Below are 17,584 nucleotides of genomic sequence, written 5' to 3' on the forward strand. Positions count from 1 at the left end.
GGCGCCGTCTGTGCGCATAATCAAACCGCTTTTTTGCAGGGGCTCAGCAGGAGGGCGGCCGCATGCGGCGCGCCCGTTCCACGGCAGTCGGCGCCGAGGCGGTGGGGGTGCCGGTCCGGATCACGCGGCTCACATAGCAAAACGCCATCATGAATCAGCCAAAAATCAAAAGAGATCCTGAAGGTACGCGCCGCCGCATTCTGATGGCGGCGGCAGAAGAGTTCGCGGGTGGAGGGCTGTTCGGCGCGCGCGTCGACCAGATCGCCCGCCGGGCCGAAACCAACGAGCGGATGCTCTATTACTACTTCGGCAGCAAGGAGCAGCTGTTTACGGCTGTGCTCGAACACGCGTTCTCCGCGCTGACCGAGGCCGAGCGCGTGCTCGAACTCGATGGCGTCGCGCCCGTCGAAGCCGTCACGCGGCTCGCGCATTTCGTGTGGGATTACTACCGCGACCATCCGGAATTGCTGAGGCTCATCAACAACGAGAACCTGCACGAAGCGCGCTACCTGCACAAGTCGACGCGGATCCGCGAGATGATGTCGCCGATCGTCGCGAAGCTCGGCAACGTGCTGATGCGCGGCCAGAAGGCCGGGCTGTTCCGCAGCGACGTCGATCCGCTGCGCTTCTACGTGACGCTGTCGGGGCTCGGCTACTACATCGTGTCGAACCGCTTCACGCTCGCCGCGACGCTTGGCCGCGACTTCAGCGAAGCCGACGAGCGCGCGGAGATGGTTAGGATGAACACCGAGGTCCTGCTCGCGTATCTGCTGCGGCGCTGAGCCGCCGAACGGCGCGAACTGCGCTCACCGAATAAAAAACGCCGCCGTGCGCAAGCAACGGCGGCGTTTTTTTGTCCGGACGCGATGCGTCAGGCGGCCTTGCGTGCGCGAGCCGGTTTGGCGCGCGCGCTGCCGGCGCGTTTCGCGGCAGGTGCCGCCTTCGCGGTTGTCGTTCTGGCGGGCGCGACCGTCGCGGCCGGTGCCTTCGCACGGGTGCGCTTCGCAGCGGTGACGGGGACGGTGGCGCGTGCCGCCGTTTCGGCCTGCGGCTGGCTGGCCGGCACGGCGGCGACAGGGGCTGCCACCGGTGCATCGGCGGGCGCCTTCGTCGCGCCGTTCTTCGGTTCCGGCGCATGCTCGCGGATGAAGTCGCGCAGTTGCGGATAGATGATCGTGCGCCAGCGACGGCCCGAGAAGATCCCGTAGTGACCGCACTTCTCGGCGGTCAGGCTGCGGCGATCGTCTTGCGGAATGCCCGTGCACAGCTCGTGTGCGACGTGTGTCTGGCCGCTGCCCGAGATGTCGTCGAGTTCGCCTTCGATCGTCATCAGTGCGGTGTGCCGGATGTCCTGCGGACGCACGCGCTCGCCTTCGACGTCCCACGTGCCTTCCGCGAGCCGGAATTCCTGGAAGACGACGCGAATCGTCTCGAGGTAATACTCGGCGGCCATGTCGAGCACCGCGTTGTACTCGTCGTAGAAGCGGCGGTGCGCTTCGGCATCCTCTTCGTCGCCGCGCAGCAGGCTCTGGTAGAAGTCCCAGTGCGATTGTGCGTGGCGCTCGGGGTTCATCGCGACGAAGCCCGTGTGCTGCAGGAAGCCCGGATACACCTGGCGGCCTTCACCCGGATAGTTCGCGGGCACCGTATGGATCACGTTGTTCTCGAACCACGCGGTCGAGTGCTGCGTCGCGAGCGAATTCACCGACGTCGGGCTGCGGCGCGCGTCGATCGGGCCGCCCATCATCGTCATCGTGAGCGGCGTATCCTCGCCGCGGCTCGCCATCAGCGAGATCGCCGCGAGCACCGGCACCGTCGGCTGACACACCGAGATCACGTGCAGGTTGCGCGCGCCGATGTGACGGATGAACTCCTGGATGTACGCGATGTAGTCGTGCAGGTGGAACGGGCCGGTCTCGACCGGCACCATCCGCGCGTCGATCCAGTCGGTGATGTACACCTTGTGATCCTGCAGCAGTGTGCGCACGGTGTCGCGCAGCAGCGTCGAGTGGTGGCCCGACAGCGGCGCGCAGACCAGCACGACCGGCTCGTCCTTCAGTTGCGTGACGGCGTCGGCGTCGTCCGAATAGCGTTTGAAACGCAGCAGGCGGCAGAACGGCTTCTCGACGATCGTCTGCTCGACGATCGGGATGTTGTGGCCGTCCTTGACGATCTGGTGAATGTTGAACTCGGGCTTCTCGTAGTCCTTGCCGAGCCGGTATACCAGCTCGTACGCGGCGGCCATGCGCGGCGCGCCGGGCATCAGCGAGAACGGGCTGGACGGGTTGGCGAACGACTTGGAGGCAGCCTGGGCCCAGGCCGTGAGCGGGCTCAGCATGGCCCGCTGGAATTCGTGCAGTTGGTAAAGCATGCAGACTACTCCCGCGTGGGGGGACGGTGCGCAGGGCGGCTTGGGGCGTCGCCGCGTGCCGTGTGGGTCAGCGGCCGGCCATGTTGCACTGCAGCCGGACAATCGAGTCGATCATATCGGACAACGATCGGTGTTGCAATGCAACATTTCCCCGATTTTTCATCAAAGTTTTGCGAATTGACGTTCTCTGACGAAGCCGCCCCGCCGTCGCTCAGCGCCCCGTCGCCACGGCCGGCACCGGCTGTCCGGCCGCGTGGGCCATTGCCTCTTCGTGGTGCATCAGGTTCATCGCGGTATGCACGAGCGCGACGTGCGAGAACGCCTGCGGGAAATTGCCGACGAGCCTTCCGCCGACCGGGTCGTACTCCTCGGCGAGCAGCCCGAGATCGTTCGACAGCGCGAGCAGCCGGCTGAACAGCCGGTGCGCGTCGTCGATCCGGCCGAGCAGCGCGTAGTTGTCGACCAGCCAGAAGCTGCATGCGAGAAACGTGCCTTCGCCAGGCGGCAGGCCGTCGTCGTACTCGGTCGTGCGGTAGCGCATCACGAGCCCGTCGTGCAGCAATTCCCGCTCGATCGCCTCCACGGTGCCGACGATGCGCGGGTCTTCCGGCGGCAGGAAGCCGAGCAGCGGCATCAGCAGCACGCTCGCGTCGAGCTCGTCGCTGCCGTAGCTCTGCGCAAACGCCTGTTTGCCTTCATGCCACGCGTTGTCGCAGACATCTGCGTGGATCTGGTCGCGCAGCGCGCGCCAGCGGTCGAGCGACGCGGGCAGCCGGAACATCTCGGCCGACTTGATCGCGCGGTCGAACGCAACCCACGCCATCACCTTCGAGAACGTGAAATGACGGCGGCCGCCGCGCGTTTCCCAGATGCCCTCGTCGGGTTCCCGCCAGATCTTCTCGAGGTGGTCGAGCAGCGAGCACTGCACGGACCACACGGTGTCGTCGGCCTGCAGGCCGCCCACGCGCGCGAGGTGCAGCGCGGCCATCACTTCGCCGAACACGTCGAGCTGAAGCTGGTTCGCCGCGCCGTTGCCGACGCGCACCGGCTTCGAATCCTGGTAGCCGGGCAGCCAGTCGAGCTCCATTTCCGGCAGCCGGCGCTCGCCCGCGATCCCGTACATGATCTGGATCTGCTCGGGCGAGCCGGCCATCACGCGGCCCAGCCAGGTGCGCCACGCGCGCGCCTCGTCGTAGTAGCCGCCGCGCATCAGCGCGAGCAGCGTGATCGTCGCATCGCGCAGCCAGCAATAGCGGTAGTCCCAGTTCCGGTTGCCGCCGATCTTCTCGGGCAACGAGGTGGTGGGGGCGGCGACGATGCCGCCGGTCGGCTCGTACGCGAGCGCTTTCAGCGTGATCAGCGAGCGGCGCACGGCGGCCGCATAGCGGCCCTGCACCTGGCAGCGCCCCGACCATTCGAGCCAGTAGTTCTCGGTGCGGGCGAGCATCGACAGCGGATCGCGCGCGGGCGGCAGCCGCAGGTGCGACGCCGCGTAACCGAGCGAGAACGGGATCCGCTCGTCGGCGCTCACCGTGAATTCGGCGAGCGTGTGCAGGTTCTTGCCGGTGAGCGCCACCGGCGTGCGCAGCACGACCGTATCGGGGCCGGCGATTGCTTTCATCCCGTTCTCGCGGGACAGCTGCGTGACCCACGGGATCGAGAAACCGTAGTCGAAACGCAACACCAGTTCCATGCGCATCTTCATCGTGCCGTGGCGGCCGACGACGATTCGCACCAGTTCCGACCAGCCGTTGCCGGGCGGCATGAAGTCGATCACGGTGACGGCGCCGTCGGCGCTCTCGTAGTCGGTTTCGAGGATCAGCGTGTCGCCGCGATAGCGGCGTGTCGTGTGCGTGATCGCGGCGTCGGCGGCCGGCGCGAGCAGCCAGCGGCCATGCTCGGGGGTGCCGACCAGCGCCGCGAAACAGGCGCCCGAATCGAAGCGGGGCCAGCACAGCCAGTCGACGGAGCCGTCTTTCGAAATCAGCGCGGCGGTGTGGCCGTCGCCGACGAGGGCGTAGTCTTCGATCAGGGCGGGCATGGGCAAGCGGTCCTTGGATATTCGAGTTCACAATGCAGGCTGCGGCGCCCGGGCTTCACGTGCCGGCGTCGCGCCCCGTATACTCGGCCGGGCGGCGGAGCGCATGAACGGCCGGCGTTTCGTCCTATCTCAACACTTGAAGCGACTCGATGCAAGGAGGATTCAATGCCCAACCGTTTACGCGAGCGTGACGCACGCGCTTCGACACGAGGGTTCCCGCTTAGGCTCGCTCACTGGATGAAAGGTTTCGCGATCGTGCTCTCGCTGTCCGCGACCCACGCCTTTGCGCAGCAATCGCCGGCACCGGCCGATGGCGTTTACAACCTGCTGGTCGGCACCTATACGGGCCACGGCAGCGACGGGATCTACGTGTATCGCTTCGATACCCAAACGGGCAGCGTCGCGCCCGTGTCGTCGGCGAAGACCGTGAATCCGTCCTATCTGTTGCCGAGCCGCGACGGTCGCACCGTCTACGCGGTCAACGAGTTGCCCGGCGACAACGGGCCGGCCAACGAGCGCGGCGGCGTCAGCGCGTTCAGTTTCGATGCGAAGACGGGCGCGCTCACGTTCATCGACCGCGTGTCGTCGGAAGGGAACGATCCTTGCTATCTGGCGCTGTCGCCGGACGGCAAGTACCTCGTCACGGCCAACTACTCGGTCGCGGCCGATCCGGGCGGCAGCTTCGCGGTGTTCCCGATCCGCGACGGCGGCGCGGTGGGCCAGGCCGTGCTGACCGTGCATCATGAGGGCTCGGGCCCGGTGAAGGGGCGCCAGGACGGCGCGCATGTGCACTCGACCGTGTTTTCGCCGGATGGCCACTACCTGTTCGTGCAGGATCTCGGCACGGACAAGATCTATGGCTATCGCTACACGGTGGACGGCAGCCGCGGGCTGATCAGCCCGACCGATACGCGCTACACGCCCGTGAAGGCCGGCACCGGCCCGCGTCACATGGTGTTCAGCGCCGACGGCAGGTTCGCGTACGTGACGAGCGAGTTGAGCGCGTCGGTCGAGGTGTTCGGCTACCACGACGGCAAGCTGACGCCGATCGAGATCCTGCCGATGACGGTGCCCGGCTTCAAGGGCAAGGTCGGCGGCGGCGCGATCCACCTGTCGCCGGACGGCCGCTTCCTGTACGTGAGCAATCGCGGCGACGTCAACGACATCGTGATCTACGCGGTGAACAAGGCCGACGGCCGGTTGAAGACGGTCGGCCGCCAGTCGAGCCTCGGCAAGACGCCGCGCGAGTTCCTGATCGACCCGACCGGCAAGTGGCTGATCGTCGGCAACCAGGACAGCGACACGTTCTACGTGTTCCGCCGCGACGTCGAAACCGGACAGCTCGGCCCGAATCCGCAGAAGGTCGCGCTCGGCAGCCCGGTCGATTTCAAGCTGGTGCCGGTGGCGCAGTAAATGTAAAAAAGGGCGCTGCCGATGCAGCGCCCTTTGTCTGTCGGGCAGCCGCTTGCGCGGCGCGCCCGTTTTGGTGGCGGCCGTTGGGCCGCCGCACTCAGTCGGCCGCGGCCGGCACGAGTACCTCGCGGCTGCCGTTGATACCCATCGGCGACACGAGTCCGGCGGCTTCCATTTGCTCGACGAGGCGCGCGGCGCGGTTGTAGCCGATGCGTAACTGCCGTTGCACCGACGAGATCGACGCGCGCCGCGTGCGCACGACGAACGCGACGGCTTCGTCGTACAGCGGATCGGCTTCCGCATCCGGCGCTTCGCCGAACAGGTCCTGCGCCGCGCCATCGGTGGCCGGGCCGTCCAGAATCCCTTCTTCGTACTGCGGCTCGCCGAACTGCTTCAGGTATTCGACGACCCGGTGCACTTCCTCGTCGGCGACGAACGCGCCGTGCACGCGCTGCGGATAGCCGGTGCCCGGCGGCAGGAACAGCATGTCGCCCTGGCCGAGCAGCGACTCGGCGCCCATCTGGTCGAGAATCGTGCGCGAGTCGATCTTCGACGACACCTGGAACGCGACGCGCGTCGGGATGTTCGCCTTGATCAGGCCCGTGATCACGTCGACGGACGGCCGCTGGGTCGCGAGGATCAGGTGGATGCCGGCCGCACGCGCCTTCTGCGCGAGGCGCGCGATCAGCTCTTCGATCTTCTTGCCGGCGACCATCATCAGGTCGGCCAGTTCGTCGATCACCACGACGATCAGCGGCAGCGTCGACAGCGGTTCCGGATCGTCCGGCGTCAGCGAGAAAGGGTTGCCGATCTTCTTTTCCTTCGCCTGCGCGTCGCGGATCTTCTGGTTGAAACCCGCGAGGTTGCGCACGCCGACGGCCGACATCAGCCGGTAGCGCTTCTCCATTTCGCCGACGCACCAGTTCAGTGCGTTCGCCGCCAGCTTCATGTCGGTGACGACCGGCGCGAGCAGGTGCGGGATCCCTTCGTAGACCGACAGCTCGAGCATCTTCGGGTCGATCATGATGAGCCGCACGTCCTCGGGCGTGGCCTTGTACAGCAGCGACAGGATCATCGCGTTGATCGCGACCGACTTGCCCGAACCCGTCGTGCCCGCGACCAGCATGTGCGGTGCTTTCGCGAGATCGGTGACGACCGGGTGACCGGTGATGTCCTTGCCCATCGCGATCGTCAACTGCGACGTCGAGTGCTGGTACTGGCGCGATTCGAGGATCTCCGACAGGCGGATCATCTGGCGTTTCGCGTTCGGCAGTTCGAGGCCCATGCAGGTTTTGCCGGGGATCGTCTCGACGACGCGGATCGACGTGAGGCCGAGGCCGCGCGACAGATCCTTCATCAGGCCGACGATCTGGCTGCCGCGCACGCCGAGCGCGGGCTCGATCTCGAAGCGCGTGATCACCGGGCCGGCCGATGCGCCGACAACCGTCACCGGCACCTTGAATTCCTGCAGTCGCTGCTCGATCACCTGGCCCGTCTGCGCGAGGTGCTCTTCGGAGATCGTCTGGACGTCGTCCGATGCGGGCTCGAGCAGGTCGAGCGTCGGCAGTTCGACGTTGAACGAAGCGGGTGCGTGGAATTCGAACGCATTCGGCCGTGGCGGACGGCCGGGCGGGGCCGGTGCGTCGGCGGCCGGGGTGGCCGGCTCCGCGGCTGCTGCTATTGCTGCGTCGGCCGGCGGCGGCACGCTCGCATCGACGAGCGTCGCGGCTGCAAGCGGCGCGGTGGTGATGACCGGTGCGGCGATGCCTGCCGAGGCGGGCGTTGCGCTGGCGCCGGATAGGGATCCGCTCGCCGGCGTTGCAGCCGGGGCGGGCGGCGTGGTGTACGACTGCGCCGGGGGGGGCGACGGCGCGGGCATGGCGGCGCCGAGGGTTGCGCTTGGTGCGAGGCCGCCCGGGAATGTCGATGCCACCGGGGTGAAGGGCGACGGCGCGGTTGTCGGCGCAGCCGGTGCGGCAACGGGCGCAAGCGCGCGGGTGGTCTCGGCGGGCGTGCTGCCGAACGTGATGGGCGTAGCGGGGGCGGTTGCGCTTGTCGGGGTCGGCGAGCCGGATGACGGTGCCGTCACGATTGCAGCGGCAGGCGGTGTCATGGTCGCCGGCTGCGTCGCGCCGGTCGGCGCGGCTGCTGCGTTGATCGTGGGAGCATCGACGGCGCGGGTCCACGATGCCATCGAACCTGGGGCCGATGCGCTCGACGGCGTAGCGGGCGTGGCACTCGACGGTGCCGAAGGCGTCGCGGTTGCCGCAGGGGCCGGGATGCTTGCGACCGGTTGCGACGCGGTTGCGCTGAATGACGTGCCGATCGAAGCGGACGGTGCGGGCGTCGAAGGCTGCGCCGTGGACAGGCCGGCGGTGCTCGTCGCGGGTGTAGGAGTAGGCGTCGTCGCGGATGCGGGCGAGCGCATAACCGAGCCGAATGCCGGGCTGGCAGCGGCGCCGATCGTCGACGACGCGGCAGGCGCGATGGCCGACGCAACGGACGACACGCGATTGCCGGAACCATCCACGGGGCTTGTGACGCCGGTCAGCGCCGACGGCGTAACCGATGCAACGGCCGATGCCGGTGCGGTCGGTTGCGACGACGAACCCGATGCCGCGTTAGCGACGCCGCCAAACGACGGGGCCGGAGCGGCAGGCGTGCGGTTCGGCGTGATGGCCGGTGCGGGCGTCACCGAAACGGGCGCGGCAACGGGCGACGATGTGCCGGCGGTCGAAGCGGTCGAAGCGGTCGAAGCGGTCGAAGCGGTCGAAGCGGTCGAGGCGTTCGAAGCAGTTGGCGCGGCAGCGAAGGGGCGGGCCGGCGCCGTGCTCGACGCGGCGACGGCGGTTGCGACCGTCGCAACGGGCATCACATCGGCAAGCGTGCGCGCAGGTGTTTCCGCAACAGGCGAAACAGGAAGAGGAGAGGGCGTCGCGACTTGCTCGACGGCCTCCGTACCATTCGCACCGTTCAGGGCGTCACGCGTGTTGTGTGCAGAATCTGCCGATGCAGTGGTATCGGCGGAAAGCGCAGGTCGCGATCCGAACGGGGCGCCGACGCCGGCGGCAATCGCTGCTTCGTTCGCATCGAAGTTGCGAGCCCTATCGCTTGCCGTGGATGCGACGGCGATCGAAGGCTGTCCGGCAACGATCGGGTCACCGCCAATCGGGCTCTTCTGCGACACATCAATAGCGGCAAACGGCGGGCTGACGACGTCTTCCCACGGTGCAAAGTCGATGGGGGCGTTGAATGCAGGCGCATCCGCGCCATGTCGACTGTCGTCGTTCGCGCGCTGTGCCGGCGCTTCGGTGCCGACGTGGAGGTCCGACACCTCGAGTTGCGCGGTGTGGCCAAATGCCATGGCATCCGTCTCGGCAGCATGAGCGTGCACGCTCGGCTCGGCGGGCATGAACGCGTCGAGCACGATCGGTGCGTTGTCGTCGTATGCCGGCGCAGCCTCGTGTTCGTCCAGGCGACCCGTGGCGTGCGGCGCGACCTGCGGCGTAGCCGGAACGAACCCGCCCGGCACCGCAGTCGAGGCGGACGCGGCGACGCTGCTCGCCGCTGCGATCGCTCCGGCTGCAGCCGCGGCGGTTGCCGTCGCGTTCGATCCGTTCGTCGAGCGGGTGTTATCCAGCGTTGCCCACTGCGCGGTGCTTGCCTCGATCGAGCGCAGCGTGTCGTGAACGCTCGGCGACGGCGCGATCGGCTCGGCCGGCTGTTGCACCCACGCATAGAGCGGCGCGCGCGCGGGCGTCGGCGGCGCGGGACGGCGTCGTGTCGCATCGGCCGACTGGCCGGGCGTGCCCGTTCCCGGCGCCGGGCGTGCAGGCGTGCGCGGCGGCGTCGCGCTGACGGGCTGCGGCGTGACCGAAGTACGGGGTGCGGCCGGCTGTTTCAGCGCGGCAGCCGCAGGCCGGACGGCGGTCGGCCGCGGCCGGACCGGTTCGAATCCGGCCGGAAGCGGTGCGGGATCCGGGCGCGGCACTTGTGCGTTCGCCGCGGCGCGCGCGAGGCTCGCGGTGCTGCCGGTCGTCGGCGGCGGCAGCGGGCTGGTCGTCGTGGTGGGCACGGGCGGCGTCGGCACGCGATTGGCCGGCGTCGGCTTCAGCCAGCCGGACGGTGCGACGGGTTCCGTGAGCGGTCGCGGCGCGGCGTTGCTGCGCGGTTTCGGTCGCGCTTGCGGATCGGGCTTCCACAGCGTCGGGCGCGAATACCGGCCGTTCTGTCGGGGCGCCATCGAATTGACCGTGTGCGCGGTGGTCGGCTGCACGAGGTCGTCGTCGCGGTGCAATGCGCTGCGCGGCAGGTCGGCGACGCCACGCGCATCGTCGTCGTCGACGTCGCGCGCGAGCTTGACGCCGAACGACGTGTCGACCCACCCGGCGAACTGCCGCCAGCCGATACCGGTCAGCCAGGGCAGCCCCGCGAGCAGCAGCACGACCATCGAGACCGGCGTGCCGATCGGGCCGAGCACGTGCGCGAAGCCGCTCGAGAACGCATGGCCGAGCCCGTTCGTGTCGGGGCCCGACAACGGACTCGTCAGCGTGCAGCTTGCGACGAACACGGCCGCGAAGCCGAGCCACAGGCGAATCGAGCCGCGGCCGGCGAGTCCGCCGCCACCGGGCAGCATCGCCTGAACGAGACGCCAGAAGAGAAGAAGGAACCAGACGGCGGAGATGCCGAACCAGCCGAAGACAACCGTATGCATGCTGTGATGAAACAGGAAGAGGGCGGGGAGCGCAGTGCGCGACCCGCCGAGTTTAACCGGCCGACGAACAGGACTTTAAGACAGCATCGACGCGCGGATGCGCGTTCCGGCCGCAGGACGCATGTGTCCGGTATCCGCGCGCGGCAAAGGCGGCCGGTCGGCCTTCGCCCGCGCGTTGCATCAGGGGCTCCGGCGCGTGAAAGTCAGCGTTGCACCGGCGTCGGTCACGATCTGCAGCTGCTGCGGGTCGCGCATCTGCACGCCGGTCTTCTGGACGTGCGCGAGCGCGTCGAGGTACGCGTGTTCGAGCTCGCCGCCGAGCGTGTTCGGGCAGGCCATGCGCGTGCCGGCGAGCGGGCCGAAGCTCAGCAGGCCGTTCTTCAGCGCGTAGGTGCCCATATAGCGATTGCAGCCCGAAAAGCCGCTGGCGTTCCGGATGCCCGATTGCGCGGACAGCGCGAGCTTGATCGGCTCGCCGTTGTCACCGTGCGGAATCGTGCGCGGCGTGCCGTCGGCGTTCAGCCAGCTCGTGAGCTCCCAACTCGTGTCGTCGAGCAGTTGCACGGCGGCGGGGTTGTACGGGTCGGGTGCGGGGGCGGCGGAATCGGGGTGAGTCGGCATCGCGCAGGCGGCGAGAAGCGTGGCAAGCGTCAACGCGCAGAGCGGCGCGCGCAACGGACGAAGCAGGCCGGTGCGTGCGCGTGCGGCTGCGGACAGGTGGGACATGAGCCTCGTTCCTCATCGGATTCTGATCAAGGCGTAAGAGTAACGCACCCGCCCCGCGCGAGGCGAGCCGACACTTCACACGTGAAAACGTTCGCAGGCCGCCCGCGAGCCTCGCGCGGCGTGGCGGCCGCGCGACGAAACCGCCCAAACCGGCGCGGATGCGCGTGTTAACATCGAAGCCGTTTTCGTCCTCCAACAGAACCAGCGGGAAATCACATGCAGATCGGTCAGCGGCTCGGTACGCCGCTTTCTCCGTCGGCCACGCGCGTCATGCTGCTCGGCGCCGGCGAACTCGGCAAGGAAGTCATCATCGCGTTGCAGCGGCTCGGTGTCGAAGTCGTCGCGGTCGACCGCTACCCGGACGCGCCGGGCCACCAGGTCGCGCATCGTGCGCACGTGATCGACATGACGGACGCCGCCGCGCTGCGCGCGATCGTCGAGGCCGAGCGTCCGCACCTGATCGTGCCGGAGATCGAGGCGATCGCGACCGATGCGCTCGCGGCGATCGAGGCGGCGGGCCTCGCCGAGGTGATCCCGACCGCGCGCGCGACGCAGCTCACGATGAACCGCGAAGGCATCCGCCGGCTCGCGGCCGAGGAGCTCGGGCTGGCGACGTCGCCGTATGCGTTCGCGGAGTCGTTCGACGCGTTCAGCGCCGCCGTCGCGAAGATCGGCATGCCGTGCGTCGTGAAGCCGGTGATGTCGTCGTCGGGCAAGGGGCAGTCGGTCGTGCGGACCGAAGCCGACATCAAGCCCGCATGGGACTACGCGATGGCCGGCGGCCGCGTGAACCACGGTCGCGTGATCGTCGAGGGCTTCATCGATTTCGAATACGAGATCACGCAGCTGACCGTGCGCGCGATCGATCCGGCGACGCTCGAGACGCGTACCTACTTCTGCGAGCCGGTCGGCCACGTGCAGGTGGCGGGCGACTACGTCGAATCGTGGCAGCCGCAGCCGATGAGCGCGGCCGCGCTGGAAAAGTCGCGCGAGATCGCGCACAAGGTGACCGAGGCGCTCGGCGGGCGCGGGATGTTCGGCGTCGAGCTGTTCGTGCGCGGCGACGACGTCTGGTTCTCCGAGGTGAGCCCGCGGCCGCATGACACCGGCCTCGTCACGCTCGCGTCGCAGCGCCAGTCGGAGTTCGAACTGCACGCGCGCGCGATTCTCGGGCTGCCGGTCGATCCGACGCTCGGCTCGCCGGCCGCGTCGGCGGTGATCTACGGCGGGCTCGACGAGCGCGGCATTGCGTTCGAAGGCGTGCGCGATGCGCTGGCGGTGCCGGGTGCCGACCTGCGCCTGTTCGGCAAGCCGGAGAGCTTCGCGAAGCGGCGCATGGGCGTCGCGCTCGCGACCGGCGCGAACATCGACGAAGCCCGCGAACGCGCGAAGCGCGCGGCGGCGGCCGTGCGGCCCGTGTCGACGCGCTGACCGGCAAAACCAGGAGAAAGCGATGGCGTCGACGTGGTTGCATATCGGAACGATTCGAAGGATCGGCAGACTGGGCGCCGCGCTGGCGCTCGTCGCGAGTCTCGCGGGTTGCGGTCTCGCGGCCGCGCCGTGCCGGGTCGCATCGGCCGGGCTGAAGATCGTGCCGCTCGTCGGCCACGTCGCGGCCGCACCGACCGACGCGTGCGCGGATGTCATCGATCCCTGAGCGAAGTCCGGTCGAAACACCCGAATAACCGACGATAAATAACCGCGCGCCCCGCGAGGGCGCGTTTCCACCCGTCTCGTGAGAGGACCTGCATGATTCGCCAAACCTTCGCCGCGCTCGCGCTGGCCGGCACCGCCGTTTCCGTCGCGCATGCCGCGCAACTGACCGTCGAGGAAATCGACGCCGATTCGCGCCAGATTGCCGTGTACCAGTGCGCGAACCAGAAGCAGCCGGTGCGTGTGTCGTACTGGCACGCGGGCAACGCCCAGAGTTTCGCGCTGGTGCCGGTCAACGGCCAACAGTTGCTGTTCGTCGACACCGTGTCGGCGTCGGGCGTGCGCTACCAGGCCGGGCGCTATACGTGGTGGACGAAGGGCAAGGAAGGGACGCTGCGTGACGAGATCGCCGATCCGAAGTCGCCGCCGCTGCTCGGCGACTGCGTGCAGGTCGAGAAGAAAAAGAAGAAGGGCTGATCGCCGCGCGATCGGACGCGCATGCCGATGCGCGGGAGGCGGTGCGCTGGTTGCTTCGGTGTTGAATCGTAGGGCGGGGCGAAGCGGCGATCTGGCTCGTCTGCCGTCCGGCACCCGGTCTGCGATCGGCTGGACTGATCAAGATTCGACCCCGAATTTTGCCATCTAGCCGATCGGGATAGCCTGATCGCATCCCGGATCGACCCGCGTCCGGCCTGCCGGCGTACGCTGCGAACCGCCATCAGGGCCGTTCGTGGCGTTGTCACGGACAGATGGCTGCGCAGTGCTACAATACGGCCCTTTCCGCCGGCATTCGCGCCGAACGGAGTCCGCACGGCCTTACAGGAGCCCGACGTTCGAATTGAACCGGTTCCGAGCGCCAGAGCGGCGCCGCGCGGCGCGCCGCGGCTCCGTCTACTTCCGAAATGTGATGAGCGCAGGCCCGGCCGGCCTGACGCACGATGTCCCCGCCGCGCCTTTTGAGCGAAACGCCACCATGTCCGATTCTGTCGCCAAGCCCGTCGACGCAACCTTCGATCAATTCGGCCTTGCCGCCGATATCCTGAAAGCCATTGCGGAGCAGGGCTATACGACGCCGACGCCGATCCAGGCGCAGGCCATTCCGGTCGTGCTCGCCGGCCGCGACGTCATGGGCGCCGCGCAAACGGGTACCGGCAAGACCGCGAGTTTCTCGCTGCCGATCATCCAGCGGCTGCTGCCGCAGGCCAATACGAGCGCGTCTCCGGCGCGTCATCCGGTGCGCGCGCTGATTCTTACGCCGACCCGCGAACTTGCCGACCAGGTCGCCGCGAACGTGCACGCCTATGCGAAGCACACGCCGCTGCGCAGCGCGGTGGTGTTCGGCGGCGTCGACATGAACCCGCAGATGGCCGAACTGCGCCGCGGCGTCGAGATCCTGATCGCGACGCCGGGCCGCCTGCTCGACCACGTGCAGCAAAAGACGGCGAATCTCGGCCAGGTCCAGATCCTCGTGCTCGACGAAGCCGACCGGATGCTCGACATGGGCTTCCTGCCCGACCTGCAGCGCATCCTGAACCTGCTGCCGAAGGAGCGTCAGACGCTGCTGTTCTCGGCCACGTTCTCGGGCGAAATCAAGAAGCTCGCATCGACCTACCTGCGCAATCCGCAGACGATCGAGGTCGCGCGCAGCAACTCGACCAACGCGAACGTCACGCAGATCGTCTACGACGTCGCCGAAGGCGACAAGCAGGCGGCCGTCGTGCAACTGATGCGCGAGCGCGGGCTCAAGCAGGTGATCGTGTTCTGCAACAGCAAGATCGGCGCAAGCCGGCTTGCCCGCAACCTCGAGCGCGACGGCGTGGTCGCGTCGGCGATCCACGGCGACAAGACGCAGATCGAGCGGATGCAGGCGCTCGACGCGTTCAAGCGCGGCGAGATCGAGGCGCTGGTCGCGACGGACGTGGCCGCGCGTGGCCTCGACATCGCCGAGCTGCCGGCCGTGATCAACTTCGACCTGCCGTTCAGCGCGGAAGACTACGTGCACCGGATCGGCCGCACGGGCCGCGCGGGTGCGACGGGCGATGCGCTGTCGCTGTGCAGCCCGAACGAGCGCAAGCAGCTCGCCGATATCGAAAAGCTGATCAAGCGTCCGCTCGACGTGCAGATGCTCGCGCTGACCAAGCCGGCGCGTCATCGTCAGGACGAGCGCGGCGGCGAGCGTGGTGAACGTGGTGAGCGCGGCGGCGAACGTAGCGGCGAACGCGGCGGCCGCCGCGAGCGTGAAGAGCATCGCGGTGCGTCGGGGCGTCGCCCGGGCGGTTCCGAGCGCGGCCATCATCGCCGTCATGAACAGCCGGTCGACGATTTCTTCCTGAAGCCGTACGAACCGTCGGCGTCGGCGAAGCAGCCGGAAGAGGCGAAGTCCGAGCAGCAGCCGGAGAAAAAGGGGCCGAAGCGTCAGGTCGCCGCGCTGCTCGGCGGGTTCGGGATGCCGCGCAAGCCGTCGGCATAAGCGGCGGAATACGCTGCGGGGCGGCGCACGAGGCCGCCGAAGAAACGGGTGCATGCGATGAGCATGTGCCCGTTTTTCATTGGGCGAGACGATTTGAAGGGGGGGGATTGCCTGCGGCGAGGATTGCGGTGCCGTCGTCGGCGAGTGCTGCGTTCCGGCTCCGTCAGGCTTTCAAGCGACCGGATTCAGCACGATTTGCCGCACCGGGGCCGCTGTCGCACACCGGTGCCCGGCGAGCCGCTCAGCCGACTCGCTGCCCGAAGCGGCGTGCCCACGCGTCGGTGGCGGCCGTATAGAACGCATCCAGCGTATTGCCCGATAGCTCGCCATCGGCCGTCAGGCCGAGATGGGCGGCGGCGGCCCGGAGCGCCGGCAGCGGATCGTCGCGCTCGAGCGCGGTCGCACCCGTCTGCTTGCTGAGCTTTTCGCCGTTGGCGTCGACGACGACGGGAACGTGCAGGTAGTCGGGGGTCGGCACGCCGAGGCAGCGTTGCAGATAGATCTGGCGGGCGGTCGAATCGAGCAGGTCGGCACCGCGCACGACGTGCGTGATGCTTGCGTCGGCATCGTCGACCACGACCGCGAGCTGATAGGCCCACTGGCCGTCCGCGCGCTTCAGCACGAAATCGCCGACTTCGGTGGCAAGGTTCTGCGATTGCATGTGCTGCCAGCGGTCGTCGAACGTGACGATGGCGTCGGCGCCGTCCGGCACGCGCAGCCGCCATGCGCGCGCAGGCTTGCCGTGCAGGCCGGTGCGGCAGGTGCCCGGATAGGCGAGCGTCGTATGGCGCTCGTGCGCCGCGCGCAGCGAATCGGCGATTTCCTTGCGGGTGCAGCCGCACGGATACACGCGCCCTGCGGCGACGAGCTGTTCGAGCGCGATCGCATAGTGCGCATCGCGCGTGCTTTGCCACACGGGCGGCTCGTCGGGCGTCATGCCGAAATGCGCGAGCGTCGCGAGGATGTCGTTGGCGGCGCCCGGCACCGTGCGCGGGCCGTCGATGTCCTCGATGCGCACGAGCCACGCGCCGCCGTGCGCGCGCGCATCGAGCCAGCTCGCGAGTGCGCCGACCAGCGAGCCGAAATGCAGCGGGCCGGTGGGCGACGGCGCGAAGCGGCCGCGGTAGCCGTTCATCGGGACGCGGGGCGGCGCGCGCTTACGCGGCGCTGGCCGCCTGCGCGCAGGCCGGGCACGACTTGCCGGGCACGTAGCTCGGCGATTGCTGCGCTTCCGGCGTGACGACTGCGCGGCACGCGAAGCACGTGACGTTCTCGGTCGGCTGCAGTTGCGGGTTCAGCGCGGTGCGGTAGTCGAACACGAAGCAGTCGCCGTGATAGTGCGCGCCGCCGACTTCCTCGAAATACTTGAGGATCCCGCCTTCGAGCTGGTACACGTTCTCGATGCCGATTTCCTTCATGTGGATCGCGGCCTTCTCGCAGCGGATGCCGCCGGTGCAGAACGACACGACCGTCTTGCCCTCGAGATCGGCGCGGTTCGCGTCGATCACTTCCGGGAACTCGCTGAACTTGTCGATCCGGTAGTCGAGCGCGTTGTCGAACGTGCCGACGTCGACCTCGAACGCGTTGCGCGTGTCGAGCATCACGACCGGGCGGCCTGTGTCGTCGTGGCCGCGGTCGAGCCATGTCTTGAGCGTGGGCGCGTCGACGAACGGCGCGCGGCCGAGTTCCGGCTTGATCGCGGGCTTCTTCATCGTGATGATCTCGCGCTTCAGGCGCACGAGCATCCGGCGAAACGGCTGCGAGTCGGACAGGCTTTCCTTGAACTGCAGCGTCGCGAACTTGCCTTCGAACAGCGGATCGTGGCGGAGGTAGTCGATGAACGCGTCGGCCGCGTCGCGCGGGCCGGCGATGAACAGGTTGATGCCTTCCGGCGCGAGCAGGATCGTGCCGCGCAGGCCGAGTTCGTTGCAGCGGGCGGTGACGAGCGGACGCCATTGCTCGGTCGCGTCGAGCGACACGAAGTGGTAGGCGGCGAGGTTGACGATGGTCATGATGGTCCGACGGGAAACGGCCGCGGCCGTGCGGCGGGGCGCACGGCGGCCCCGCAAAAAAGGGTGCGAAGCCGGGGCGAAGATTCGAAAACCCGTATTATCCCGCAAACCGGGCATGCACCGGCAGCCGGCCGTTCGGCCGACGTCGCGCATCGGCCGAACGGCCGGGCGGGGGGATTTTTTG

General features: G+C 68.3%; 12 protein-coding genes. 6 read left to right on the forward strand and 6 right to left on the reverse strand.

What is annotated here, in order from left to right:
- Nucleotides 1-149: 149 nt before the first annotated feature.
- Nucleotides 150-782, forward strand: a complete 633-nt coding sequence (locus BX604_RS12005) for a TetR family transcriptional regulator (protein ID WP_098550988.1) — start codon at nt 150-152, stop codon at nt 780-782.
- Between the two features lie 89 nt (nt 783-871).
- Here the strand turns inward: BX604_RS12005 and BX604_RS12010 are convergent, their stop codons facing one another.
- Entirely contained in the window at nt 872-2,371 is a 1,500-nt protein-coding gene (locus BX604_RS12010) for a polyhydroxyalkanoate depolymerase (protein ID WP_098550989.1), read from the reverse strand.
- Between the two features lie 211 nt (nt 2,372-2,582).
- Nucleotides 2,583-4,412, reverse strand: a complete 1,830-nt coding sequence (locus BX604_RS12020) for a glycoside hydrolase family 15 protein (protein ID WP_098550991.1) — start codon at nt 4,410-4,412, stop codon at nt 2,583-2,585.
- Nucleotides 4,413-4,577: 165 nt separating this feature from the next.
- Between BX604_RS12020 and BX604_RS12030 the strand changes: the two genes are divergently transcribed.
- The gene (locus tag BX604_RS12030) at nt 4,578-5,825 is read left to right on the forward strand and encodes a lactonase family protein (RefSeq protein ID WP_098550992.1); all 1,248 of its coding nucleotides are present in this window, start codon (nt 4,578-4,580) and stop codon (nt 5,823-5,825) included.
- A gap of 97 nt (nt 5,826-5,922) precedes the next feature.
- Here BX604_RS12030 and BX604_RS12035 read toward each other — a convergent pair whose 3' ends face one another.
- Together BX604_RS12035 and BX604_RS12040 are read right to left on the reverse strand one after the other, a co-directional pair.
- A complete protein-coding gene (locus BX604_RS12035; protein ID WP_098550993.1) occupies nt 5,923-10,539 on the reverse strand; it encodes a DNA translocase FtsK in 4,617 nt (1,538 codons plus the stop codon).
- A gap of 180 nt (nt 10,540-10,719) precedes the next feature.
- Nucleotides 10,720-11,265, reverse strand: coding sequence for an META domain-containing protein (locus BX604_RS12040; RefSeq protein WP_098550994.1), 546 nt, complete (start codon nt 11,263-11,265; stop codon nt 10,720-10,722).
- 216 nt (nt 11,266-11,481) lie between these two features.
- Between BX604_RS12040 and purT the strand changes: the two genes are divergently transcribed.
- The 4 genes from purT (at nt 11,482) to BX604_RS12065 (ending at nt 15,388) form a co-directional block, all read left to right on the forward strand.
- Nucleotides 11,482-12,696, forward strand: coding sequence for a formate-dependent phosphoribosylglycinamide formyltransferase (purT, locus tag BX604_RS12045; protein ID WP_098550995.1), 1,215 nt, complete (start codon nt 11,482-11,484; stop codon nt 12,694-12,696).
- A 22-nt stretch (nt 12,697-12,718) separates the two neighbouring features.
- A complete protein-coding gene (locus tag BX604_RS12050) occupies nt 12,719-12,922 on the forward strand; it encodes a DUF6726 family protein (protein WP_098550996.1) in 204 nt (67 codons plus the stop codon).
- Nucleotides 12,923-13,014: 92 nt separating this feature from the next.
- Complete coding sequence (locus BX604_RS12055) at nt 13,015-13,395, forward strand: MliC family protein (protein ID WP_096507682.1); 381 nt, start codon at nt 13,015-13,017, stop codon at nt 13,393-13,395.
- Nucleotides 13,396-13,825: 430 nt separating this feature from the next.
- Complete coding sequence (locus tag BX604_RS12065) at nt 13,826-15,388, forward strand: DEAD/DEAH box helicase (protein ID WP_098550997.1); 1,563 nt, start codon at nt 13,826-13,828, stop codon at nt 15,386-15,388.
- A gap of 241 nt (nt 15,389-15,629) precedes the next feature.
- Here the strand turns inward: BX604_RS12065 and gluQRS are convergent, their stop codons facing one another.
- Nucleotides 15,630-16,523 (reverse strand): tRNA glutamyl-Q(34) synthetase GluQRS, encoded by an 894-nt coding sequence (gene gluQRS, locus BX604_RS12070; RefSeq protein ID WP_098550998.1) that lies wholly within the window; start codon nt 16,521-16,523, stop codon nt 15,630-15,632.
- Nucleotides 16,524-16,545: 22 nt separating this feature from the next.
- The gene (locus BX604_RS12075; RefSeq protein ID WP_098550999.1) at nt 16,546-17,400 is read right to left on the reverse strand and encodes a sulfurtransferase; all 855 of its coding nucleotides are present in this window, start codon (nt 17,398-17,400) and stop codon (nt 16,546-16,548) included.
- Between the last annotated feature and the right edge of the window lie 184 nt (nt 17,401-17,584).

The organism is Burkholderia sp. JKS000303 (assembly GCF_002563755.1).
GTDB lineage: Bacteria > Pseudomonadota > Gammaproteobacteria > Burkholderiales > Burkholderiaceae > Burkholderia > Burkholderia anthina_B.